Origin of the sequence: Chitinophaga chungangae (assembly GCF_017742215.1) — a bacterium.
Taxonomy (GTDB): Bacteria; Bacteroidota; Bacteroidia; order Chitinophagales; family Chitinophagaceae; genus Chitinophaga; species Chitinophaga chungangae.
In genome coordinates, this window is the sequence record NZ_JAGHKP010000003.1 from 269,833 (window position 1) to 294,577 (window position 24,745).

The following is a 24,745-nucleotide window of genomic DNA, read 5'->3' on the forward strand; positions in this document are numbered from 1 at the left end:
GGTTGTAATAAGGGCTAAATGCGCCGTCCTTAAAATATTTCAGCCGCAAAGTTTTTAATTTTTTAATATTGACCCACTCTTTGATAAGCGCGAATATTAATATAACAGTAGAACAAATGATTAAATTTCCTCTTGCCCTGATCTCTTCAGTATCATTATTGATCGGGGCAACCAGCTACTTTGGAGACAACGGGAACGATACTTTGCCCAACCCGCCCGACCTGACCATCACACGTTTTTCCGGCCCGGATGTAACGCCCAGCCCTGCCTGCCTGGCGGTGGCGCCTACCGGCGAAGTGTTCGTAGGCGTGGATATGATCGGTTCCCTGGGGAAAGACCCCGGGAAAGGCCGCGTGCTGAAACTGATCGACCGGGACAACGACGGCAAAATGGACGAACATACCGAATTTGCGGTGGTAGACAATCCCCGCGGCATCCTGGTGCTGGGCAGCAAAGTGTATGTGCTGCATACCACGTTTTCCCCTGAAAGCGGCAAAGCTACCGGTATGGCGCTCGTGGTTTTTGAGGATAAAGACGGGGATGGAAAGGCTGACGGGCCTGCCCAGCCGCTGATCGAACATCTCAGCAATACCAAATACATCCAGGAACGTGGTACCGACCATGCCACCAACGGCATCCGGATGGGCATCGACGGCTGGATCTACATTGCCGTGGGTGATTTCGGGTTTCACAACGCCACCGACCGCTCCGGCCAAAAACTGACCATGCTGGGAGGCGGCATCGTAAGGGTACGCCCTGACGGTACCGAAATGGAGATCTATACGCATGGCACGCGCAACGTGTACGATGTGGCCATCGATCCTTACATGAACGTTTTTACGAGGGAAAATACCAACGACGGCGGCGGCTGGAACGTGCGGTTCTCGCATCATATCCAGACCGGCGAATATGGTTATCCTGTATTGTTCCAGCATTTCACAGACGAGATATTGCCCGCACTGGTAGACGTTGGCGGCGGATCGGGCACCGGCGCGCTGTTTATGGCGGAGCCGAACTGGCCTGAGAAATACAACAACGTTCCCATGATGGCGGACTGGGGCCGCAGCATGTTGTACATGCACCGGGTAACACCCGATGGGCCCACCTTCACCCAGAAAGAAGAAGAATTCCTGGCCCTGCCGCAGATCACCGACCTCGACGTGGACGGTTCCGGCCGGCTTTTCCTTTCCGCATGGGACGGTGCGGGATATTCCGGCAGCCCCAGCAAAGGATATGTGATCCGCGCGGTGCCTGAAAACTGGGCTTACAAAGCGTTTCCCGACCTGGCGAAGGTTTCGGTGGAAGAGCTCGCGCAATTATTGTCTTCCGCAAGCGCGGTGGCACGGCTGAACGCTTCGCAGGAACTGGTTTCGCGCAACAACGCACAGGCAGCCTCTGCTGCGCTGGCAGTCGCTTCCGATGCAACGTTACCGTTATACGCCCGCGTGGCCGGTATTTACACTTATGCGCAGGCCACGGGAGCAGAAGGTATTCCAGCACTGACGGCGCTCACGAAAGACGCGGCTGTAAAAGAACACGCATTGCGGGCCTTGACGGACCGTAAAGCCATACTTGCCGGTGTTTCCGAAGATCTTTTCCTCGAAAGCCTGAAAGATTCGTCTGCACGCGTCCGCGCCGCCGCAATCATCGGGCTGGGCCGTTTGGGCCGCGAAGAAGCGGCGCAGGCATTGCTTCAAACCAAAGTACCCGCTTCGTTTGCAGCGCCCGCCAAAAATGTGGAAGGCCCGCACGCTACGCCCAACGCCGCTATCGTGCTGCCGCACCTGGCCGTTCGGGCATTGGTGAGCCTTCATGCCGTAGACGCCGCCGTAACGGGGATCAGCGGTGAAAATGGAACGCTCGCATTGTGGGCATTGCGTTACATGCACGATACAAAAGCCGTGAATGGCCTGATCGCCGCTTACGGACAGTCAAAAAATGAAAAACTGAAAAGACAGATACTGGTTACGCTGGCGCGCCTCTACAAAAAAGAGGACGCTTACGACGCTTCCTGGTGGTGGGGCACACGGCCCGATTCGCATGGCCCGTATTATAAAGCCGTGCTGTGGGAAGGATCGCCCGCCATCGAAAAATTCCTGAAAAAGGAAGCCCTGAAAGTTCCCGCGAAAAAGCCGTTCTTCATCGACCTGAACGAACGCAACAGGATGGAGATCGCGGCATTCGCGGCGCCAAAGAAAAAGGAAACACCGGTAGCCAAAGAGCCGAAAGTAGACCTTGAAAAAATAAAAAGCAAAAAAGGCCAGGTCGGCAAATCCTCTATCGAAGACGTATTGCTGGCGATCAACAAACTGAAAGGCGATCCTTCCAAAGGCAAGCTGCTTTTCACCAGCCAGGGCTGCGTTGCCTGTCATAGCATCAACAAAGGCGATAAAATGAAAGGGCCTTTTATGGGGCAGATCGGATCGATCATGAACCGCGAGCAGATCACCGAATCCATCCTCAAACCCAACGCTTCCATTTCCCAGGGTTTCGCCACGGTAACGATCACCGCGAAAGGCAACAAAAGCTACATGGGATTTGTGACGGAAGAAACTGCGGCGCGCGTGGTATTGAGAGACATCGGCGGAAATGTGTACACGGTGAAGACCAGCGACATTATTTCCCGCAAGGAAATGAAAAACTCGATGATGCCGGCGGGCTTAGCCAATGCATTGTCTTACGACGAACTGGCGTCGCTGGTTACTTTCCTGGCCCAGCAGAAGAAATAGAACGACTTTTTTAAAAATACGAGAGCCATCAAATGCCTTACGGGTGTTTGGTGGCTTTTTTATATGGAAACCGGGTCGTAATTTCAATTGGACTAACCAATACAACTATCCATGCAAAAGACCGGAACGATACGCCACATGGCAATTATTATTGTACTGAGTGTAGTGAGTATGATTGCAAAGGGTCAAAATGTAAAAGACCGCGTGTTTAAATTTATGACATCTCGGTATCAGGTATCGTTTTCTATCCCTCCGGATTATGTTGAAGCTGATTCGGGTTTTCGTTTTGTGTGCAGTGATTCGCAACTAACTAATGCGATAGTTTATTCCATTATCAGGAAAGACAGTTCAGTGAAAATCGGGTTTTCGTTCGTTGAGGTGCCGGATAACAAAACGTATGAAACTTTAAAATTGCGCTATCCTGGCATGAGCAATCACCCTCCAAATAAAAACTACCTGAGATCAGCGCTGGTTAAGGCGGATACGATAGGTTCAGCCATAAAATATTACGATGATGCTTATGCTAAAAATGCGTTTAATGCCGATCACGCCCTTTCGCTTTCCAGGGCCTGCATTGTTCCGTATCTTATCTGGAATCACAATAGGATCGTTCATATAGCTAAAGACGATAGGTGTCATATCGAGATATCTTATTTTTTTACGGAAGCGGCATCTAAAACGATGTATGAGGAAATAGAAAGAACCGAAAAGATGATACGATTCGATTAACAGATGATCGTTGCTGAAGTGGTTTGTGCTGCTGGTCTCAATCTGTTTTCTTAACTTCAGACACTATGGGAACAGTCGCACTAAAAAGCGCTGAAGGCCGGTGGCTGATGGTACCCGTCGTGCTGGCGTCCGCCATGGCCTTTATCGATTCCACGGCGTTGAACGTGGTGCTGCCGTCGCTTCAGCAAGACCTGGATGCTTCCGGGGCCGAACTTTTCTGGATATTGAACGCGTACCTGCTCATGCTGGCCGCGCTGATATTGGTCGGCGGCACGCTGGGCGACAGGCTCGGCCGTAAAAAAGTGTTTATGGCGGGGATATTCATTTTTATCCTCGGCTCCACGGCCTGCGGCCTGGCGGGCAGCGCGGAATTGCTTATCGCGTTCAGGATCGTCCAGGGCATCGGCGGCGCGCTGATGATACCGGGCAGTTTATCGCTGCTGTCTTCTTCCATCCACGAAAAGGAAAGAGGCAAAGCCATCGGCACCTGGTCTGCCGTTACTACGCTGGTGACCATGGGCGGGCCGGTATTAGGCGGGGCATTGGCGGATGCGGGCCTTTGGCGGTATATATTTTTTATCAACGTGCCGATCGGCATTATCGCATTATTGCTGCTTTGGAAAAAGGTAAAAGAAAACTTCGATAAGGGCACGCGGCAGCGCCCTGATTTCGCGGGTGCGGTGCTGATCGCTTCCGGATTGGCGATGATCACCTTCGGCTGCCTGCGTATGCCCGATGTGGGGCTTCGTCACCCGCAGGTATATCTGTCGCTGGCGGCCGGGCTGTTGCTGATCGCCGCGTTTATTGTGGTGGAAAAGAAAAGCGCTTATCCCATGATGCCGCTGAACCTGTTTGCCAACCTGGCTTTCAGCGGCGCGAACCTGCTCACGTTTTTCCTGTATGCGGGCCTTGGCGCGGGCATGTTGTTCCTTTCGCTGAACCTGGTGCAGGTGCAGGGTTACAACCAGCTGCAATCGGGGCTTACATTTTTGCCTTTTACGGTGCTGATGATCCTGATCGCGCGTTTTGCGGGCAACCTCGCAGACAAATACGGCCCGCGGCTTTTCCTGGTAGCGGGGCCCTGTATTGCGGGCGCCGGCATGCTGCTATTGTCTTTTGTAAAACAGACGAACGGCCCGTCCAGCTACTGGACGACCTTTTTCCCGGGGATCGTAGTACTGGGGCTGGGCATGTCTTTCACCGTGGCGCCGTTAACGGCAACGGTGATGACCGCATTGAGCGACCGCCTGTCCGGCACCGCATCCGGCATCAACAACGCCATTACCAGGATCGCGGGAGTGTTTGCCAATGCGATCTTCGGAGCGCTGGCGGTGTTGTTTTTTACGGCTTCGCTGCAGAACGATATAAGACCGTTGCCGGTGAGCGTGGGAGAAAAACAGGAGATCGTTGCCCAGGCGGTGAATCTCGGCAATGCGAAGACGCCCGCAAACATTGGCGCGGAGCATAAAGACGCGGTGATGAAAGCTTATCATCACGGGTTTATCGGCGCTTACGGCAAGATCATGCGACTGTCTGGCGCACTGGGCATTTTAGCGGGACTGATGGCTTTGGTTTTTATCAGGGGAAAGGGAGGAAAGAAAATGTAGCATAATATGTCATTTCCCGCGATTATATTTGAAAGCCAGAGGCTGTTCCCTCCAGGTAAATATTGAATCATGAAAAAGATCATAAAAGCTGTAACCGGGTCTTTCCTGCTGACGGCCATGACCCATGCCACGGAATTGTTTGCCCAGGCCAGCGGGCCGGCTACCTACCGGAATCCATTGCCCGTTGCGTTCGGCGATCCGTATGTGCTTCACGTAAAGGGCGACAGGTATTACATGTACGGGACGGGCGGTGCCGCGAAGAACGGGTTTGCCGCTTATTCTTCGGCCGACCTCGTGAACTGGAAAAATGAAGGCCAGGTGTATTTCGCCGGCAACAAAAACGGCTGGAGCGATTCAACGGCCGCATGGAACGGTGCATATTGGGCGCCGGAAGTATACGAATACAAAGGCCGGTTTTACATGTTCTACAGCGCGCAATGGGGAAAAAATCCCGCCAGGGAGCTGGAGAATTTCCGTATCGGCGTAGCCGTGGCAGACCGCCCCACCGGGCCGTTCACCGATATCAGCAACGCGCCTGTTTTTGATCCCGGTTATCCTGTTATCGATGCCAATGTACTTTTCGATAATGGCCGGGTTTATTTGTATTATTCCCGCTGCTGTTACAAACATCCCGTGGAAAGCGAAGTTGCGAGCTGGGCGAAACAAAAAGGCTGGTTCGATACGATAGAAGAAAGCTGGGTGTACGGCGTTGAGCTGAAACCCGATTTCAGCGGCGTGATCGGCGAACCGGTGCTGTTATTGCGCCCGCCGGTGAAAATGGACGATAAACAGGCGGAATGGGAAAGCCGCTCGGTTACCTCGAAGGAGGTCAACCGCCGGTGGACGGAAGGCTCCGTTGCTTTTAAAAAAGGAGATACTTATTACATGATGTATTCCGCCAATTATTTCGGCGGTAAAAATTATGCCGTTGGATATGCGACTGCCAAAAGCCCGCTGGGCCCCTTCACCAAAGCCGCCAACAATCCCGTGCTGCAGAAAAACACGGAAAAAGGCGGGGTGGTCACCGGAACGGGACATAACAGCATCACCTATTCGCCGGACGGAAAAGAAATGTTATGCGTGTATCATGCCCGCACATCGGCAACGGGAGACAAACGCGTCGTTTTTATCGACCGGATGAAAATATTAAAGAACGGAACGCTCGTGGTGGAAGGGCCTACTACCGCACCGCAACGGGCGCCCGGGAAATAGATCTGTATACTTGCTTATTCCTAAAAATACCTACCATGAGCTTTGCGAACATCATCAGGGATACCTTTCGTGTAATGAGAGGATATTCCCAATACCGCAAAACAAAACGAACGCCCGAGTTTGCCTACTACAGCATGCGCAGGTTGTTCACCGGCACAAACGGCCGGTTCAATAACGTTGCCGCCAAACTGGAAACCGTCTTCCTTTCTCCCTACAACTTCGGTAATGAAGTGAACGGTATACTCGGAAAGCTGAGCCGCGCGGAGGTAAAGCAGGTCAGCCGCGCCGTACAGCGGGATGGCTTTTACATCTTCCCGCAACCGTTGCCTCCCGAAAAAGTAACGGAGCTGGTGAAGTTTTCCCGCAGTACGCCCGCCATTCCCCGCATGATGGACGATAAAACGCCACTGGTGTACGATAGCGCCGCTCCTCAAAGCCCTATCTACGATTTTCCCGCGCAATCCCTTTTTGAATCGCCGCTGATCCAGTCCCTGCTTACGGACGAAAGCGTGCTGGCCGTTGCGCAGGAATATGTCGGCCCCCGGCCGGTGCTGGACCTCGTAACGATGTGGTGGAGCACCGCCGTTTGCGGCAAGGTAGACCTTTCACAGGCGGCGCAACTGTATCATTTCGATATGGACAGGATCAAATTCCTCAAGTTTTTTATCTACCTCACCGATGTGGATTCGCAGAACGGCCCGCATTGTTATGTAAGGCAGTCGCAGCGCATCAAACCCAAACCCGTCCGGAAAGACGGCAGGATCAAAGACGAGGAGCTGATGGCGAATTATCCGAAAGAAGATTTTGTGGAGATCACCGGCAAAGCGGGCACCATCCTGGCGGTAGACACTTCAGGCTTCCATAAAGGTAAACCGCTTGAACAGGGCGAACGTCTGCTGTTCCAGATGGAATTTGCAAGCAGCATGTTCGGTCAGTATTACCCGCCGGTAAAAAGCAATGAAGAGATCGAAGCGTCTTTCGGTGAAATGGCGAAAAAATACGACCGGACCTACAAAGAAATACTGCAATAACATTATTTACCGCATAATAGAACGAGCTGGCCATACAGACGGCCGGCTCTTTTTGTTTGCGGGTATTTATTGCCGGCTGAGTATGCCTGCGGCGCCGGTCAAAAAAACATGTAAATTAGTCAAAATGCATCTGGCCGGGCTGCCCGGCGCGGGGCTACATTTGGGGCAGACTGATAATCGGCATGAAAAGAAGAAAATTCGCTGGATGAAACTGGGACGGCTCATTTTAGGCACTGCCGGCATAGGCGGTATTTGGGGAACGGTAGATGCGGTGGCGTCCGTTGAATGTGTTTTAATGGCGCTGGAGCAGGGCGTGGAGGCGATCGATACCGCACCGGCATACGCCCATGCCGAAACTTATGTGGGCGAAGCGTTGCGCCAGTGGAAAGGGCGGGTTCCTTCGGTAAGCTCCAAGGCAGGCCGGTTGCAGGGCCTTACGGCATCCGATGGGCGGTACGACTATAGCCGCGACGCCATGTTCCGCAGTGTGGAAACCTCGCTCAAAAAACTGGGGCTTTCCGCATTGGATGTGCTTTTTCTCCACGATCCCGCACATATCCCGCAATCGATATTCGGTAAAACGGTGGATGTGATGACGGAATTGAAAGAAAAAGGTTACGCCAAAACGACCGGGCTCGGCGGCAACCCGCCCGGTTGGGCCTGGCCCTGGTTGCGCGAGGGCGTTTTCGATGTGTTGATGGAATATAACCGTCTTAACGCCTGCAACACGGCGGCCATCGAAACTTCCCTTCCCGCCAGCCTGTCTGCCGGTATGCGGTATTTTGCGGCAAGCCCGCTCAATATGGGCGTGCTGGGCCGGTCGTTCCATGATTTTTCCCTTCTTCCGCCGGACTGGTTGCCTGAAGCCGATGTGGCCGTTGCCCGGAAGCTTCATCAGCTGGCAGCGGAAGAAGGAATGGAATTGCGCGCCATGGCCCACCGTTTCCTGCTTTCGATCCCATATCCTTTCAACATCGTTATCGGTCCTTCCAATCCGCGGGAACTCAGCTCCACCCTCGGCGATTTTGCCGCCGGGCCGCTGCCGGAGCCGTTGTTTGGAAAAATTTTGCATTACAGCAAGGACATAATATCAAGATGAAAGCAATCAACGACCAGACCTTCAATATCACCCGTGTGCGGCTCAACGTGCTGGAGCCCGTTCCCGTGGTGACGCCTTTCCAGGACGCCACCATGGGCCCTTTCCTGACTTTCGGCCTCGCCATTATTACACTGGAAGACGAAAACGGCATCCTTGGCGAAGCGCCGGTATACAGCAGCTATACGAATATCCTCGAATCCTGTTTTTTACCGATCCTTCTCCACAGCAATGGCATGCCGTACGAAGAACTGTACAGCAAACTTTACTGGTCGATCCGCAACGAAGGTTTCCGCGGTGCGGCGGCAGCCATGCTCGGGCAGATCGATTTTGCCCTGCACGACATTGCCGCGCGCCGTGCCGGCAAACCTTTGCACAGGTATCTCGGCGCAGAGCGGGATTTCGTGAAAGTATACGGCAGCGGCGGCGGAACGAATTATTCCTATGCCCAGCTGGAAACGGAAGTGGCCTATTTCCTCGATAAAGGCGTGGAATGTTATAAAATGAAGATCGGCAAGGACTTTGGCTGCCGGCCGGAAGAAGATGCCCTCCGCGTGAAGTTCGTGCGCGGTTTGCTCGGGCCGGGCGTGCAGCTGGCGGTAGACGTGAACCAGGTATGGAATAGCGAACAAACACTGCGTTTCCTGGATCTCACGGCCAGCCAGGATATCGCCTGGATCGAAGAACCGGTTCATTCCGCCGGCATGGAACAGATCCACCGCGTATGCGACGCTTCGCCCGTAAAAGTAGCATTCGGAGAATCCGAGCGTACCTCGCGTGTATTTCCTACCTTGCTGCGCCTTGGCGTCAGGCATTTGCAGCCGGTGCCCACACAGATCGGGGGCGTGCGCGAATGGGCGGAAGTGCGCGACCTGGCGCAGGCGGCGGGAGCGGATTTTTCGTCGGGTGGCTATTCCTTGTACACTTCCGGACTGATGGCTACCGCTGGGGAAAACTGCCGCGTTGAGTATCTTTATTCGATCATGTCCGGCCTGGAGCGATATTTAAAAGTGAAGCCCGAATGGAGCCATGGGGGATGGGCCTTGCCAGCCATCGAAGGAGCGCCGGTGCGGGTAGACTGGGAATATTGTAAACGCGCCGATAAGATCACGCGTTCCGCGGAATGGGACACGGCAAGCATGGCGGCTTACCGCCCGAACGTTATTCTGTAATCACCAAATACCTAGGATACTTGAATATTACGCTGGATGCATTAGACTATGCCGTACTGCTGCTTTACGTAGTGGCGCTGCTTGCCACTGGTTTTTATCTCAACAGCCGGAATAAAGCCGCCGGCCGCGACATCTTCCTGGGCGGGCGCTCGCTGAGCTGGTGGCAGATCGGTTTTTCCCTGTTCAGCGCCAACGCCGGGCCTTCCATGCTGGTGGGCTTCGCCAGCATCGGATTTACCCAGGGGATCGTAGGCAGCAATTTCGAATGGATGGCATGGGGATGCATTTTCCTGATGTCCATGTTTTTCCTGCCGCATTACATTTCTACGAAAGTATACACCATGCCGCAATTTCTGCTGGCCCGGTTCGGCAAGCCTTCCTATAATTTCCTCGTGATCTACAGCCTTATTTCCATCCTGGTGGTATGGCTGGGCTGCGCGTTGTACGCCGGCGGCCTGATCATTTCACAGGTATTCGAAATCCCGCTCATGCGCGCCGTGGCAGTGGTGGCGGTGATCGCCGCGAGTTTTACCGCGGTGGGCGGTTTGAAGGCCGTGGTGAGGACGGGCATCTTTCAATCGGCCGTCATCATTCTTTCTTCCGTCATTCTCGTGTACCTGGCGCTGAAAAAAGCGGGCGGCATGCAGTCGCTGGTCGATGCCGCGCCGGGCAGCTACTGGCAATTGTTTCGCCCGGCGTCGGACCCGGAATATTCCTGGGTGGCGATGGTGCTGGGCTATCCCGTGGTGGGGATCTATTACTGGTGCACGGACCAGACGATCGTGCAAAAAGTATTGGCGGGCAAGGATATGAAAGAAGGGCAGTACGGGGCGATATTTATTTCGACGCTGAAGATCCTGATGCCTTTTATCTTTATTTTTCCCGGCATCATTTGTTTTGTGCTGTATAAAGATATCGCGCAGCCGGATAACGCATATATCACGCTGGTGAGCCGGGTGATGCCGCACGGTTTTCTCGGCCTTTGCATCGCCGCGCTGATCGCGGCTTTGATCGATACGGTGTCTTCGGGGCTCAACTCTTTCAGCACCGTGCTCACCCTCGATGTGCTGGCCCGTTTCCGGGAAATGGACGACGCCGCGAAACGGAGAACAGGCCAGTGGGCTACCGTGCTTGCAGCCGCGCTGGCGGTTGGCGTGGCGTATTTGTTTTCACATTCGGGGAAAGGTTTTTTCGAGCTGAGCCAGGGCATGGTGTCGATCCTCGCGCCACCGCTGTCTGTAGTATTCGTAGGCGGAATTTCGTGGAAACGCGTAAACCGCGCCGCGGCGGAAACCGTGCTGTACGGCGGCGGGCTGGTATGCCTGGCGGTGGGCGCATGCCACGTGCTGAATTTTCCGTCGAAGGAATACTGGCCGCATTTTTTGCTGTTGTCTTTTTACCTGTTCATGGCCATGTCGGCGGTGCTGGTGGTGGTAACGTTGCTGACGAAACCCCCAATGGTCCAGGCGCTACCCTCGCTGGCCGAATCGTGGCGCCGCGGTGGCCGTACCAGCAGGGGAGTATGGGTGCTCTGGGGAGTGCTGGCGGTGATAATGTGCGCCATTTATATTTATTTTGCCTGATCCAAAACGCGATTGTATGAAACGTTTTTTACCGATATGCATGTTTGCCGTCTGTATGTTTGCGGCTTGTAAACAGGAAGAACGCCTGATCGAAAAAGTTTTCGTGGTAAACATCAAACCCGGTGAAGACACGCTTCGTCAATACCTGCAATATCATGCGGCCGTATGGCCGGAAGTGGAACAGGGTTTCCGGAAAGCCGGTTACCGCAGCATCCGTATGTTCCGCAGCAATCATACGCTGGTGATGACGGTCACGGTGCCGGAAGGCGCTGATCTGGATGCGATGGGGAAAACCGCGGAATCGTACAACCCGCGCTGCGCGGAATGGAACCGACTGATGGCGGGATACCAGGAAGGCGTTGCGGGTACTGCCGCCGGGCAAACGTGGACGGAAGCGAAGCCCTTTTATACTTTCAGCGATCGGTAAGCGGCATTAACGGCTTTCGGGCATTTCGTACTGCCGCATAAAATCCCTGGGCGAAAGCCCCTTCACTTCTTTGAAATGTTTATTGAAATTTGAAATATTGTTATACCCGCTCATGTAACACGCTTCCGTTACATTATGTTTCTTTTCCAGCAGCAGCTTGGCGGCATGGCCTACCCGCACTTCCTTCACGAAGTCGATGAGCGTGCGGTTGGTGCGCGCCTTGAAAAAACGGCAGAACGCCGCGGGCGACATCGGCAGAATGTCCGCCACAGACTTCAGCGATATCTCTTCCCGGAAATTCCGGAAAATATAGTCGAACACTTTATTGATCTTCTGCGCTTCGCCGGAAGAACTTACCGAGTTGTAATAAGGTGATGAAAGCACGCGCGCCTGGTCCGCATTGGCGAGCATATCGAGCAAGTTGAGCATGAGCGCCACGCGCGCCATGCCCGTTGAAAAAAGCATCTGCTGCATGATCAGTTTCGCGTTCTGGATCGTATAGCCGGAAAACGAAACGCCTTTCGCCGCGCGTTCGAACAGGTAGTTGATCTGCCGGGCCTCCGGTTTTTCAAGCAGCTGCTGCCCCAGGAAATCGGGAAAAAAATGTATGATGGTAGCCTGCGGCGGTATCATCGGGTCCAGCGTGGTGTAATACTGCCAGCAATGCGGCAGGTAATTACCCAGCAGCACCAGCTCGGTGCCTTCGAAGTCTTCGATATGGTCGCCGATAAACCTTTTCCCGCTGCAATTTTCCAGCAATGCGATCTCGAAATTGATATGCGCCCGCAGCGTGGCGTATTTTTTTATCTCCAGTATTTCAGAACGGATGGTGAACGACTGGTCTGGAGGAAAAGTGAAATTTTCATATATGTATTGCATATAAGGCAATCTTCTTGGTTGATACTATCCTGGAATGTGTCACTGTTCGGAACGTGGAATGCTGAATACCCAAATATAGTGAATTGCCCGCTGATCTACGCACCCCATCAGCTTGAGGTCAAAATTAACCGCCCGGCAAAAAATGAACGTATCCCCCGTCTTGCACGGGGCTTTTTTACAGGCGGGCCGTTTAAATTTTATTGCCGGTGGAGTAGTGCTTTGCCGGTTTTCGGCAGTCTTATAATTACACAGGTTATCATTCAGCTGATAAAAAGACTACCCAATCCACATATGAAAAGGAAATTGTTTTTTTCTGTACTCATTGCCGCTTCCATTCTGCTCGTATATCGCTGCAGCGTTCCGCGGCACAGCGCTTCGCGGGTAACGCCCCTGCAAAAGCCCCTGCCGAGGGATTCCGCGGGGAAGATCATCGTACGTACGAACCCTGACGGGGCCTATTTATCGCCGGAGGAAAGCCTCGCCTCCATTTATCTTCCCAAAGGCTATCACCTGGAACTGGTGGCCAGCGAACCGATGGTCAAAGAGCCGGTCGCCATCGCCTGGGACGGCAACGGCCGCATGTTCGTGTCTGAAATGCGCACTTACATGCAGGATGTGGACGGATCGGACGAAAACGCGCCCGTATCGAGGGTTTCGCTGCTGGAAGATACGGACGGCGACGGCGTAATGGACAAAAGTTCCGTGTACATAGACAGCCTGCTGCTGCCGCGCATGATCCTGTGCGTGGGAAATAAGCTCCTGGTCAGCGAAACCTATACCAACAATATCTGGTCGTACGAAGATGCGGACCACGACGGCAAAGCGGACAAAAAAACGCAAGTGTACGGCAACAGCACTCCCCATAAAGGAAATCTCGAGCACCAGCGAAGCGGCCTTATCTGGAATATCGACAACCGCATCTATACCACCTACGAAAACCTGCGCTACCGCTATACCGGCGGCAAACTCACCGCGGATACGATGTTTACGGGATACGGCCAATGGGGCGTGGGGAACGACGATTACGGCCGGTTGTTTTTTTCCGCGGCCGGAGGCGAAGTGCCCGCTTACGGATTCCAGATCAACCCGTTTTACGGGCGGTACGATGTGCCGGGGCAGCTGGACAAGGATTTTAACGCCGTGTGGCCGGTGATCGCCACGCCAGACGTACAGGGCGGGCCGGTAAGGCTGCGGCCGGACAGTACCCTGAACCATTTTACCGGTTGTTGCGGCCAGTCCGTTTTCAGGGGAGCCGCGCTGCCGGCCGATCTTAAAGGAGACCTTATCATTTGCGAGCCCGTAGGCCGGCTGATCCGCCGGGCGAGGGTGAGCAACCGCAACGGTATCCGGGTGTTAGGGAATGTATACGACAAAGAAGAATTCATCGTTTCCACCGACATGAACTTCCGCCCCGTGAATACCGCCAACGGGCCGGATGGTTGCCTGTACATCGTAGACATGCACCGCGGCATTATCCAGGAAGGCAACTGGACGCGCAAGGGAAGTTACCTGCGCCCCGAAATACAAAAACGCGGATTGGATAAAAATGTGGGTCACGGAAGAATTTACCGGCTGGTGCATGACGGCTTCAAACCCGCTGCCAGACCCAATATGCTGCAACGTAAAAGCGGCGAACTGGTCGCTTACCTGGCGAATGCCGACGGCTGGTGGAGAGACAATGCGCAGAAAGAACTGATCGTTCGGGGAGACAGGTCGGTGACGCCCGCGTTACAGCAAATGCTGAGCACGCATCCTTTCGAACTGGCCCGTCTTCACGCGCTCTGGACGCTCGAAGGCCTGGACGCCGCGGATAAATCGATCGTCGAACTGGCGTTGAAAGACACCAGCGCGCAGATCCGCAAAGCAGCGGTGGTTATCAGCGAACGGTATCTTAAAACAAAGGATGAAGGCATGTTGAAACTGCTGGCGGACCACGTTAACGAACAGGATGCGGACGTGCAGTCGCAGCTGGCCGCTTCGCTTTCCTATTACGCGTTCGGCGATTCGAAAATGATTGTGGACAGGTTGATCAGGACTGCCGGCAATGTTAAAAATGTTACCGAAGTAGCGGCGCTGGTGGAGAAAAATAAAAGCCAGAAAATGTATGGCATGGACGTGACGGGTTTATCTGCCGGCGACAAGACCGTTGTGTTGAAAGGCCGTGAAACTTTCCAGCAGGTGTGCGCCACTTGTCATGGTGAAAACGGGAAAGGTGTGTCTGTTGGCGGAAACCCAATGGCAGCGCCGCCCTTGGCCGGTTCCAAACGGGCGGGGGACAGGGATGCGCTGGTGAAGATCCTGCTGCACGGTTTGTCCGGCCCGATAGACGGGAAAATTTACCCGGACGTAATGGCCCCGCTGGGCATTTCGAACAGCGACGAATGGGTGGCGCAGGTGCTGAGTTATGTGCATTACCGCTTCAGGCCGGCTGGCAGTAATTTTACGGCGATCAGCATCGAAGAGGTGAAGAAGATACGCGCGGCTACCGAAGGCCGTACCGACCTGTTTACGATTTCGGAATTGGAAAGGAAGGAGGAAACGCCAAAACCGTCATCTTCTTCCCCCAAAACAACTGCGCCGGCGAAAAAGACAACCGCAGGCAATAAACCCGTTGTGGTGGAAAAAACGAAAACATTTGCGGATGAAAAACGAATATTGGCAAAACTGGATTGCCAGGCTTGTCATAAACCGGATATGAAGCTGGTGGGCCCTTCGTATAAAGACATTGCGCGGAAATACAAACGCACGGAGGTCAATGTCGCCAGGCTGGCTTCGAAAATAATTTCCGGCGGCTCCGGTACCTGGGGCACTGTGCCGATGACGGCCCATCCGACCCTGGCGGTTGCCGATGCGCGGAAGATCGTTCATTATATATTGTCCCTATAAAAGGGGAAGAGACGTTTATAGAACCGGAAGCCCGCCCGCAGAGCGGGCTTCCGTGTTTACACGAAACCGCCTGCTGACATCTTTATACCTGCCGCATACCTGCAGAGTTGTTCGCGGAAGGAGACCAAAGGGGGGAAAACTGGGAAATTTCATTTAAACTTTTACCTTTGCCCCCGATTTGCCGTTTCATCCACGGGAATTAACCATTTAAACCGACGATTTTCCGTTCCTGTTCTATCCTGCCGCCCCCGAGAGAATTAATATTTAACCAGGAACTCTTAACAAGTGCCGGCTGAACCGCTACATAATGATGAGACAGTGCTGCTCCTGCGTATCGCCGAAGGCGACGAACAGGCTTTTGCGTCCCTGTTCATGACCTGGGCTACACCGCTGGCTGCTATTGCCATGCGGATACTGAAGAACGAATACGCCCGCCAGGAAGTGGTGCAGGAGGTATTTATCAAAGTATGGCTGAACCGGGACAAGCTGGGCAAAGTAGAGCACCTGGGCGCCTGGCTGCGCAAGATCACCATCAACCAAAGCCTGCTTGCATTGCAGCGGCATGCGGCGAGCGATAAACGCCTTGCGGAGCTGCGCCTTACACAGGACGAGCTGCAGGAACAGGCCAATACCCTCGAACTGAAAGAAACCCGCCGCCTCGTGCACGAAGCCATCGAATCGCTGCCGGCGCAGCGGAGGACCATCTACCGGCTGAACCGCGTGGAAGGAAAAACCACGAAAGAGATCGCCCAAGAGCTGCAGCTCAGTCATGGTTACGTACGCAACGCCCTGAGCGCCGCCCTGGCGGCCATCCGCGACCGGCTCGCCGGTTCGGGGCTGCTGGTTTTACTGCTGTTAGTACACCACTAGAAAATTTTTTTCTTACCATGATGACATTTTTCCCCGTTCCCTGATCTTATACTTGAACAGCATGGAAAATACCCGGTTACAACAAATAGTGAAGAACTTCCTGGACGATAAGCTGGACGCGGCAGGCCAGCGGGAATTCTACGCATTACTGGGCGACCCGCGACAACGGGAGGCCCTGGCGGAAATATTCATGGAACTTACCGGGCAGCCCGATATGGGCCTGTCTTTCGACGGATCTTTGCTGCCTTTGCTGGAAAAAGCGACGGCAGTGGACGTTCCGCGTACAACGCCCGTGCGGCGCATGCGTTACTGGAGCTGGGCCGCGGCCGCGGCGCTGCTGGTGATTGCGGCGGGCGTTTACCGGCTCACGGAACAACGCGCGGCCCAACCGGCCGCAACCGTACAACGCGCGGACAAGACCGCGCCCGGCAAACAGGGCGCCGTGCTCACGCTGGCAGATGGTTCCACCGTGATGCTGGACAGCATGGGCAACGGCGTGGTGGCCAGCCAGGGCGGCACCAGCGTGGTGCTCAATGAAGGCCAGCTGGCATACGATCCCGGGGAAAACGGCGATGCGGGCAATACCTTCAACACCATTTCCACGCCCAGGGGCAGGCAGTTCCGCATCGTATTGCCGGATGGCACAAAGGTGTGGCTGAATGCGGCTTCCTCCGTACGTTACCCGGTTGCGTTCACGGGAAACACGCGCGAGGTGAGCATTACCGGCGAAGCTTATTTTGAAGTGGCGGCGGACGCAACCAAACCATTCAGCGTGCATTTCGCGGAAAAAGGCGTGGTGGAAGTACTTGGTACCGCGTTCAACATCAACGCATACACGGACGAGCCGTCGGTAAAAGCCACGCTGCTGCGCGGAAGCATCCGCGTGAACCGGCAGCGGGTATTGCAGCCGGGAGAACAGGCGGACATCAACGACAACAACGATATGACCGTGAACAGCGACGAGGACGCAGAGAACGCCATCGCCTGGAAGAACGGATTGTTTGTAATGAGCAGCACGGACCTGCCGGCACTCTTCCGGCAGATATCCCGCTGGTATGATATAGAAGTAATCATGAAAGGGCAACTGCCTCACCGCTCATTCGGCGGCACTATCGGCCGGAATGTAGGACTGGCGGACATTATAGAAGCATTGAATATATATGGGGTGAACTGCAGACTAGATAATGGACAATTGATCGTACAACCATAAAGACATTAACCCAAAAAGAAAAACCGCCCCGTCTGATCCACGGAGCGGTAATAAGGTCGGGTTAATAATAGACAATACGAGTTCTGTTTTATTTATCAACCAAAACCAACCAAATGTATGCATTTAATTGCGTTTTTGGTCCGGCATTTTTATGTGCCTGCCGGATTACTGATGAGACGTTTGCGGCGTACGAAAACAGCCGCGTTCCTTCTCCTTGTTGTGTGCCTCCTTACCAGCGCTGTTAGCGCGCAACGGGTAAGCCTGAACCTGAAAAAAGCTTCCATGAAGGAGATCTTCGGAAAACTGGAAGCGCAAACGGGCATGTCTTTTATGTGGGACGAACAGGTGATCCGCCGCACTGCGCCGCAGGACGTGCAGCTAAGCAACACCACGCTGCCCGAAGCCATGGACGTGGTGCTGCGCAATCAGCCGCTCACTTACCGCATTGTGAACAGGATGGTGGTGATCAATGAAAAACCTGCTGCCGTACCATCCGTTTCCGTCGCAACGTACCTTTCCGGCACCGTGCGCGATGAAGACGGCAAGCCCGTTCCTTTCGCCACCGTTCGTATCAAAGCCACCACCTCCGGCGCGGTCACTTCGCCGGACGGTACTTTCCGTTTTGCGATAAGAGGATTTCCTTTGACGCTGCAGGTAAGCTGCCAGGGCTATACGCCGGTGGAGATCAACGTAAAAACGGCAGGGCCGGTAAACGTGATGCTCAAACGTTCGCAGCAGCAGATCAACGAAGTAGTGGTAACCACGGGCATCTTCAACCGTAAGAAGGAAAGTTTCACCGGCGCTGTAACCACCGTTACCGCCGAGCAGCTTGCCGCCTTTGGCAACCGCAACCTGATCACTTCCCTGCGCAACATCGATCCATCCTTCAACATCGTGGAGAGCAACACTTTCGGCTCCAATCCCAACCGGCTGCCGGAGATACAGATCCGCGGCAATTCCAGCCTGCCGAATGTGAACGAGCTGCAGGACGAAACACGCGTGGGCATGAACACCCCGCTGGTGATCCTGGACGGTTTTCAGTCCAACCTGCAAAAGCTGCTCGACATCAACCAGAACGAAGTGGAATCGATCACGATGCTGAAAGACGCTTCTGCCACGGCCATTTATGGCTCGCGCGGCGCGAACGGCGTGATCGTGATCAAAACGAGGGCGCCCAGGCCGGGCAAGCTGCGCCTGGCTTACCGCGGAGACGTGAACATCGAGATGCCCGACCTTTCCGCTTACGACGTGCTGAACGCGCGCGAGAAACTCGAGCTGGAATATAAAGTTGGCCTGTACGACAACGCCCGCGCGGAAAACGACGTACCGCTGAAACAATATTATAACTACCTGATGAGCGAAGTGAACCGCGGCGTGGAAACCGACTGGCTGTCTAAACCCGTGCGCACCGGCATCGGGCAGCGGCATAACCTCCGGATGGAAGGAGGGGACAACCAGTTCCGTTATTCCATCTCCGCGCAGCTCAACGACATCCAGGGCGTGATGAAAGGCTCCAGCCGCCGGGTGTTCAACGGTACCATCAACCTCAGTTATTTTTATAAAAACATCCGCTTCACCAATAACCTGCAGATAGGGCTGGGGGAGAGCCACGAAAGCCCTTACGGTTCTTTTTCCGATTATGCGAAGATGAACCCTTACTGGTCTGCGTACGATGAAAAAGGACGCGTCAAAAAGATCCTCGGCGACCCCGGCTCCACCATTTACACCAACCGCTGGAGCCCGCTGCCTACCAATCCCTTGTACGACGCTACCTTAAACACTTTCCAGGAATATAAAACTTCGGACATTACGAACAACCTGTCCGTAGAATGGAACATCACCCCGGACCTCACCTTCCGCGGCAGGCTGGGCCTGACCAAACTGAATTCGGATTCCGATTATTTCCGCCCTGCGGACCATACCGCCTTTGCCTCCACGGAAAACATCCTCCGCAGGGGCTCTTACCGTTACGGCGTAAACAAAGGCTTCCGTTACGACGCCAGCGCCAACCTCAGCTACACGCGCCAGATCGGCAACCACGCCGTGTTTGCCGGGCTGGATTACAACATACGCGAAAGCAAGGCTTCCGGTTACAGCTTCCTGGCGGAAGGGTTTGCCAATCCTAATTTCGATTTTATTTCCATGGCGCTGCAATACGCCGAAAACGGCAAACCGGGCGGCAGCGAAAGCCTCGCCCGCTCCGTGGGCGTAACCGGCAGTGTGAACTATACTTATGACGAAAGGTATTTCATGGACCTGTCTCTCCGTTCAGACGGCGCTTCGCAGTTCGGAAGGCTGAACCGTTTCGCGCCGTTCTGGTCCGCGGGCCTCGGCTGGAACCTGCACAAAGAACGGATGTTCAAAGACCTTTCCTGGGTGAACCGCCTGAAACTGCGCGGCTCCGCCGGCGTAACCGGTTCGCAGGACTTCAACGCATACCAGGCATTGTCTACCTACGGGTATTATACCAACGACCGGTATTACAACTGGACCGGTTCCTACCTCATGGGCCTGGGCAACGAATCCCTGAAATGGCAGCAGAAAATGAACTACGACGTGGGCCTGGAGGCGGATCTTTTCAACCGCCGCTTTACCATGGTAGCCGATTATTATATCGAGACCACGAACGGCCTTATATCCTTTGTAAACCTCCCGTCGTCCAGCGGCTTTTCCGGCTATATCGAGAATATCGGGAAGCTGGAGAACCGCGGGATAGAGCTGAAAGCGACCGTGTTCGTTGTGCGGAACATGCAGAAAGGCATTACCTGGAGCGTAAGCGGCGCGATGGTGCACAACGTGAACAAGATCGTGCAGATCTCCGACGCGCTCAAAGCCGCGCAGAAAAGCATTGCCAGCGCGAAGAGCGCCGTTCCGGGTTACCTGTACATGGAAGGGTATTCCACCAACACCATCTGGGTGGTGCCTTCGCTGGGCATAGACCCCAGTACCGGTAAAGAACTGTACCTGGACCGCAATGGCGAGCCCACCTATATCTGGGACCCGCTCGACCTTCGCGCCAGCGGTATCAGCGAACCGAAATACTTCGGCAACTTCAGCACCCTGCTGCGTTATAAAAATCTTTCCATGAACCTGAGCTTCGGTTACCGCCTCGGCGGGCAGCTGTACAATCAAACGCTCATCAACAAAGTGGAGAACGCGGACTATAAATACAACGTGGATTCCCGGGTGTACGACAACCGCTGGCAGCAGCCGGGGGACAACGCCGCTTTCAAAGGCCTGCTGGTAACCACACCCACGAACAGGACTTCCCGTTTCGTGCAGGATGAAAGAACGCTGAACCTGCAGAACGCCAACTTCCAGTACGATGTGAAAAGTTCCTTCGCGAAAAAGCTGAAGATGGAAGCGCTTTCTTTCTCCGCGAACATGGCCGATCTCTTTTACCTGTCTACCGTACGGCGCGAAAGAGGCACTACTTACCCGTTCTCGCGGCAGCTGTCTTTCACCGTAAACGCACTTTTTTAACCGGCAAATTTCGTGTTACATGACATCGATGAAATATATTCTCACAGGCTTGCTGGGCATCGCGATCTGCAGCAGCTCCTGTAAAAAATGGCTCACCGTTCAGCCCAAAACGCAGATGCCGGCAGACGTGCTTTTCAGCACGGAAAGCGGCTTCCAGGATGCGCTGACCGGCGTGTACATCCAGATGAAGTCTTCCGGCGCCTACGGCCAGCAGATGACCTTTGGCACGATCGAAAGGCTTACTTCCTCCTGGGACGTAACTTCCAATAGCACCGAGCAGCGCCTGGGCCTGTTCAATTACGGGGACGAAGGCGTGCAGGGCGCGCTGTCGTCCGTTTACGGGGCGGAATACGGTATTATCGCCGGCATCAACGCCATTCTCGGCGAAGTGGACGCCAAACGGGACGTATTCCAGTCAGAAGGCAGCTACGAAATGATGAAAGGCGAATGCCTGGCGCTGCGCGCCTATTGCCACCTGGACCTGCTGCGCCTTTTCGGGCCGGTGCCGGGCAACATTCCCGGCGGAACCGTGCTGCCGTATGTCACGAAGATCTCGCGCGTTCCGAACGAACATGTTTCTTACGAGGAATATAAAGCAGCCCTGCTGAAAGACCTTGCGGAAGCGGAAACGCTGATGAAAGACGTGGATCCTTTTATAAAATATTCGCAAGCCGACCTGACTAACCCGGGCGGCAGCAGCTCTCCTTTCCGCCCTGAAAACTCCTATTCCGGATGGCGTTACCTGCGTATGAACTATTATGCCGTGAAAGCCCTCCAGGCCCGCGCTTACTTATGGTTCAGCGATAACGCCGCCGCTTATGCCGCCGCCAGAACGGTGATAGATGCGAAGAACCCGGACGGCAACGCGAAGTTCCGCCTCGGCACGCTGAGCGACATGTCCGGCGGCAACCTCAACCTGTCTGTGGAGCACATTTTCGGGTTGTACGACTTCCAATTGGAAACGAAGTACCAGGCCAATTTCGTGTCGGGCAACTTCAAAAAAGGCAGCTCGGTGACCACCGTGAGGAACCAGCTGTACGGAAACACGGGCACGGATATACGGGAAGCTAACCTTTGGGAGCTCGTGACGCTGCTGAACGGTTCCAAATGTTACATCCTGAAAAAATACCGCGCTTCCACGGATGGCTCGCAGGTAGCGCCTTTCCAGATACCGATGCTGCGCATTGCGGAAATGTACCTCATTGCCGCCGAAGCCGCTCCGGCGGGAGAAGGGCAGCAGTATTGGGAAGCCTTCCGTACGGCCAGGAACATCGCCGTGACCACGTTGCCCGGTGATCCCGTGCAGGCACAGCTGGAACTGGTGAAAGAATACCGGAAGGAATTTTTCGGCGAAGGCCAGGGATTTTTCGCCTACAAACGCATCGACGCGCCGAAGGCCAGTTTCCTCTGGGCGCCGTCTGCAGCCGTGATCAATTATACGCCGCCGCTGCCTTTAAGTGAATTCATTCAATAAAACATAACGGATGAAAAAGATATTGACTTTGGCCGTGCTCACCACAGCACTGACCGCCTGCAAAAAAGACCAGTATTATCTCTATAACGATATCGCGCGCCTGCAGTTCGGCCCGCCCGTCGGCCAGCTGTATTACAGCCCCGCAGATATGGCCGATACGCTCAAGCCTTATACTTTTTATTACGAGCCGGCTGCCGTGCTGCAAGACACCGTGTTTTTCGACATCTACGCCATCGGCGGCACCAGCGGCCAGGACAGGGCCTATACGCTGGAGCAGGTAATGCTGGAAGGAGAGGAGAATGCCGTGGCGGGCGTGCATTACAAGGCATTCGACGACGCATCTCTCAAAAACGCTTACGTGATCAAGGCCGGGGAAGTGCATGCCTTCGCACCGGTGATCGTACTGCGGGACGCCTCCCTGAAAAACAAGTCCGTGAAGCTGCAATTGCAGGTGAAAGCCAACGACCAGTTCCAGCCCGGGGAGATCAGGAAGCTGTGGAGAAGGGTGGAGCTGGCGGACCAGCTCAGTCAGCCTGCCGCCTGGAACAGTACCGCCACGACCTATTACTGGGGCAAATACAGCCAGGTAAAACATTCCTTCATGGTGGAGCAAACCGGTGAAAAATGGGACCAGGACTTCCTTACGGAGATCAACGCCGATTACGCGCTGCTGAGCTTCTGGCGCCTGAAGCTGCGCACCCTGCTCACCGATTACAACAACGCCCATCCCGGCGCGCCGCTTACGGATGAATCCGGGGAAACGGTAGTATTCCCTTAAACCCTTCAACACCGCAACCATGAAACGCACATACCAAAGCCTGGCCGCCTGCTGCATGCTGCTGCTCAACGCCTGCTACAAAGACCATGGCAACTACGAATACGATCTGGCCGAGCAGATCACCGTTACCGGCATCAACAGCGATTACGACAAAGTATCGCTGGTAGACCGCATTACGCTGGACCCGCAGGTAAGCTCATCCGATCCGCAGGCGGAATTTTCCTGCTGGTGGGGCATTTATGAAACCAACGTACAGGGCAGCGCACCGAAGGTAGATACGATCGGCCGCACCAAAGCGCTGGATTACCTGGTGACACAGCCCGCCAAAGGCTGGGTGCTCGTATTCGGCGCAAAGAACCTGCATACCGGCGTCAGCAAGATCGTGACCGCCAGGGTAAACGTGATCACCCAATTCACCCGCGGCTGGTACGTGATGAAACACAGCGGCGGGCAAACGGATGTTGATCTCTTTCTCACGCCGTCTGGCATTGCGCCGGGCAGCGATAAAATGGAGAACGTGTTCTCTCTTGTGAATGGCCGCAAACTGGACGGTTCCGCGCGCCTTTTCGGTTATTACACCAATTACAAATCCGACGTTACCGGCATGATGGCCAATACCAAAGGGCTGTTCATCCTGTCAGATAAAGATGTGAGCGTGGTGAACCTGAACACGTTCAAAGAGATCCGCGGGTTCAGCTCGCTGTTCTACGAAACGCCCGCCGTAAAACGCCCCGGCAGCATCAGCGAAGGTTCTTCGGCGAATTACCTGGTGAACGACGGGCATTTGCACAGCATTTACTCCATGTCTGCCAACGTAGGCATGTTCGGTGGTGTACAGCTGCGGGACGACAACAATTCTCCTTACCGCCTTTCCGATTATTTCCTGACCTATTATTCCGGGAATCCTTTCTTTTTCGACGAAACGAGCTGCTCCTTCGTATCTGCCACCGGTACAGGATCGGTATTGTCTTCCGTGACGGATGCTGCCGGCTCCGAAATGCCCGCCAACCACAATAACAAAGCGCTTTTGTTCATGGGTGTAAGAGCTACCAACCCGTACACCGGCATTGCGCTTTTCCGGGACAAGACGGACGCGGGGCTGAAGATCCTGTCCACCATCACCCCCGAAAATTATGTGCTAAAGCTCGTGAACGACACGCTGGACGCAGCTGAAAAGCTATACCAGGCGCAGCGTTACGGCTTGATCGTGGCGGATGAGAGCATCCTGTATTTTTCCGTGGGCAATGAAATATGGTCCAGGAACCTGGCCAACGGTGCCGAGCAGCTGCAATTCACCGTGCCTGCCGGCGAAACGGTAACGTTTATCCGGCATCGTAAGTACGCCGGCTCCGCTACTTTGGAGCTGCCGTATTATTTCAACTACATGCTCATCGGCACCGAGAGCGGCGGTCAATATAAAGTCCGCGCGTTCCGGAAAAGCTCCGGCAACCTGAATGCCAACCCTGATTTTGTGCTGGAAGGGGAGGGAAGCGTGGGCGACGTGATCTACATTGCCCCGTCTATCAACAATTACACTTATCTGAACAGTTATTGACGTATTAACCAAATTGAACGCTTA

The 24,745-nt window shown here is 54.4% G+C and carries 17 protein-coding genes; 16 read left to right on the top strand and 1 reads right to left on the bottom strand.

The window, feature by feature from the left end; genetic code table 11:
• The first annotated feature begins 116 nt into the window (after nucleotides 1–116).
• The 9 genes from J7I43_RS15420 (at nucleotide 117) to J7I43_RS15460 (ending at nucleotide 11,586) form a co-directional block, all read left to right on the top strand.
• Entirely contained in the window at nucleotides 117–2,729 is a 2,613-nt protein-coding gene (locus tag J7I43_RS15420; RefSeq protein WP_209146620.1) for a DUF7133 domain-containing protein, read from the top strand.
• A 111-nt stretch (nucleotides 2,730–2,840) separates the two neighbouring features.
• On the top strand, nucleotides 2,841–3,458 hold the full coding sequence (locus J7I43_RS15425) for a hypothetical protein (RefSeq protein ID WP_209146621.1): 618 nt from the start codon (nucleotides 2,841–2,843) through the stop codon (nucleotides 3,456–3,458).
• Between the two features lie 65 nt (nucleotides 3,459–3,523).
• On the top strand, nucleotides 3,524–5,065 hold the full coding sequence (locus tag J7I43_RS15430; RefSeq protein ID WP_209146622.1) for an MFS transporter: 1,542 nt from the start codon (nucleotides 3,524–3,526) through the stop codon (nucleotides 5,063–5,065).
• A gap of 69 nt (nucleotides 5,066–5,134) precedes the next feature.
• Complete coding sequence (locus tag J7I43_RS15435; protein ID WP_209146623.1) at nucleotides 5,135–6,277, top strand: glycoside hydrolase family 43 protein; 1,143 nt, start codon at nucleotides 5,135–5,137, stop codon at nucleotides 6,275–6,277.
• 35 nt (nucleotides 6,278–6,312) lie between these two features.
• On the top strand, nucleotides 6,313–7,308 hold the full coding sequence (locus tag J7I43_RS15440; RefSeq protein ID WP_209146624.1) for a phytanoyl-CoA dioxygenase family protein: 996 nt from the start codon (nucleotides 6,313–6,315) through the stop codon (nucleotides 7,306–7,308).
• A 205-nt stretch (nucleotides 7,309–7,513) separates the two neighbouring features.
• The gene (locus J7I43_RS15445; RefSeq protein WP_209146625.1) at nucleotides 7,514–8,407 is read left to right on the top strand and encodes an aldo/keto reductase; all 894 of its coding nucleotides are present in this window, start codon (nucleotides 7,514–7,516) and stop codon (nucleotides 8,405–8,407) included.
• The gene (locus J7I43_RS15450) at nucleotides 8,404–9,576 is read left to right on the top strand and encodes an enolase C-terminal domain-like protein (RefSeq protein WP_209146626.1); all 1,173 of its coding nucleotides are present in this window, start codon (nucleotides 8,404–8,406) and stop codon (nucleotides 9,574–9,576) included. The genes J7I43_RS15445 and J7I43_RS15450 overlap by 4 nt, the downstream gene beginning before the upstream one ends.
• A 20-nt stretch (nucleotides 9,577–9,596) precedes the next feature.
• Nucleotides 9,597–11,159, top strand: coding sequence for a sodium:solute symporter family transporter (locus J7I43_RS15455; RefSeq protein ID WP_209146627.1), 1,563 nt, complete (start codon nucleotides 9,597–9,599; stop codon nucleotides 11,157–11,159).
• Between the two features lie 16 nt (nucleotides 11,160–11,175).
• Nucleotides 11,176–11,586, top strand: coding sequence for an L-rhamnose mutarotase (locus tag J7I43_RS15460; RefSeq protein ID WP_209146628.1), 411 nt, complete (start codon nucleotides 11,176–11,178; stop codon nucleotides 11,584–11,586).
• A 6-nt stretch (nucleotides 11,587–11,592) separates the two neighbouring features.
• Here the strand turns inward: J7I43_RS15460 and J7I43_RS15465 are convergent, their stop codons facing one another.
• On the bottom strand, nucleotides 11,593–12,465 hold the full coding sequence (locus tag J7I43_RS15465; protein WP_209146629.1) for an AraC family transcriptional regulator: 873 nt from the start codon (nucleotides 12,463–12,465) through the stop codon (nucleotides 11,593–11,595).
• Nucleotides 12,466–12,756: 291 nt separating this feature from the next.
• Between J7I43_RS15465 and J7I43_RS15470 the strand changes: the two genes are divergently transcribed.
• The 7 genes from J7I43_RS15470 to J7I43_RS15500 all read left to right on the top strand — a co-directional run bounded on the left by J7I43_RS15470 (nucleotide 12,757) and on the right by J7I43_RS15500 (nucleotide 24,721).
• Entirely contained in the window at nucleotides 12,757–15,351 is a 2,595-nt protein-coding gene (locus J7I43_RS15470; protein ID WP_209146630.1) for a DUF7133 domain-containing protein, read from the top strand.
• Nucleotides 15,352–15,669: 318 nt separating this feature from the next.
• A complete protein-coding gene (locus J7I43_RS15475; protein WP_209146631.1) occupies nucleotides 15,670–16,221 on the top strand; it encodes a sigma-70 family RNA polymerase sigma factor in 552 nt (183 codons plus the stop codon).
• Between the two features lie 61 nt (nucleotides 16,222–16,282).
• On the top strand, nucleotides 16,283–17,431 hold the full coding sequence (locus tag J7I43_RS15480) for a FecR family protein (protein ID WP_209146632.1): 1,149 nt from the start codon (nucleotides 16,283–16,285) through the stop codon (nucleotides 17,429–17,431).
• 282 nt (nucleotides 17,432–17,713) lie between these two features.
• Complete coding sequence (locus J7I43_RS15485) at nucleotides 17,714–20,914, top strand: SusC/RagA family TonB-linked outer membrane protein (protein WP_209146633.1); 3,201 nt, start codon at nucleotides 17,714–17,716, stop codon at nucleotides 20,912–20,914.
• A gap of 19 nt (nucleotides 20,915–20,933) precedes the next feature.
• Nucleotides 20,934–22,388, top strand: a complete 1,455-nt coding sequence (locus tag J7I43_RS15490) for a RagB/SusD family nutrient uptake outer membrane protein (RefSeq protein ID WP_209146634.1) — start codon at nucleotides 20,934–20,936, stop codon at nucleotides 22,386–22,388.
• Between the two features lie 10 nt (nucleotides 22,389–22,398).
• A complete protein-coding gene (locus J7I43_RS15495) occupies nucleotides 22,399–23,166 on the top strand; it encodes a DUF4843 domain-containing protein (protein ID WP_209146635.1) in 768 nt (255 codons plus the stop codon).
• 19 nt (nucleotides 23,167–23,185) lie between these two features.
• Nucleotides 23,186–24,721: a PKD-like family lipoprotein gene (locus tag J7I43_RS15500; RefSeq protein ID WP_209146636.1), complete on the top strand. Its 1,536-nt coding sequence runs from the start codon at nucleotides 23,186–23,188 to the stop codon at nucleotides 24,719–24,721.
• The last annotated feature ends 24 nt before the right edge of the window (nucleotides 24,722–24,745 follow it).

Coding starts and splice junctions, on each gene's coding strand:
- J7I43_RS15420 (WP_209146620.1), top strand. CDS start 117: ATGATTAAATTTCCTCTTGCCCTGATCTCTTCAGTATCATTATTGATC.
- J7I43_RS15425 (WP_209146621.1), top strand. CDS start 2,841: ATGCAAAAGACCGGAACGATACGCCACATGGCAATTATTATTGTACTG.
- J7I43_RS15430 (WP_209146622.1), top strand. CDS start 3,524: ATGGGAACAGTCGCACTAAAAAGCGCTGAAGGCCGGTGGCTGATGGTA.
- J7I43_RS15435 (WP_209146623.1), top strand. CDS start 5,135: ATGAAAAAGATCATAAAAGCTGTAACCGGGTCTTTCCTGCTGACGGCC.
- J7I43_RS15440 (WP_209146624.1), top strand. CDS start 6,313: ATGAGCTTTGCGAACATCATCAGGGATACCTTTCGTGTAATGAGAGGA.
- J7I43_RS15445 (WP_209146625.1), top strand. CDS start 7,514: ATGAAACTGGGACGGCTCATTTTAGGCACTGCCGGCATAGGCGGTATT.
- J7I43_RS15450 (WP_209146626.1), top strand. CDS start 8,404: ATGAAAGCAATCAACGACCAGACCTTCAATATCACCCGTGTGCGGCTC.
- J7I43_RS15460 (WP_209146628.1), top strand. CDS start 11,176: ATGAAACGTTTTTTACCGATATGCATGTTTGCCGTCTGTATGTTTGCG.
- J7I43_RS15465 (WP_209146629.1), bottom strand. CDS start 12,465: ATGCAATACATATATGAAAATTTCACTTTTCCTCCAGACCAGTCGTTC.
- J7I43_RS15470 (WP_209146630.1), top strand. CDS start 12,757: ATGAAAAGGAAATTGTTTTTTTCTGTACTCATTGCCGCTTCCATTCTG.
- J7I43_RS15480 (WP_209146632.1), top strand. CDS start 16,283: ATGGAAAATACCCGGTTACAACAAATAGTGAAGAACTTCCTGGACGAT.
- J7I43_RS15485 (WP_209146633.1), top strand. CDS start 17,714: ATGAAGGAGATCTTCGGAAAACTGGAAGCGCAAACGGGCATGTCTTTT.
- J7I43_RS15490 (WP_209146634.1), top strand. CDS start 20,934: ATGACATCGATGAAATATATTCTCACAGGCTTGCTGGGCATCGCGATC.
- J7I43_RS15495 (WP_209146635.1), top strand. CDS start 22,399: ATGAAAAAGATATTGACTTTGGCCGTGCTCACCACAGCACTGACCGCC.
- J7I43_RS15500 (WP_209146636.1), top strand. CDS start 23,186: ATGAAACGCACATACCAAAGCCTGGCCGCCTGCTGCATGCTGCTGCTC.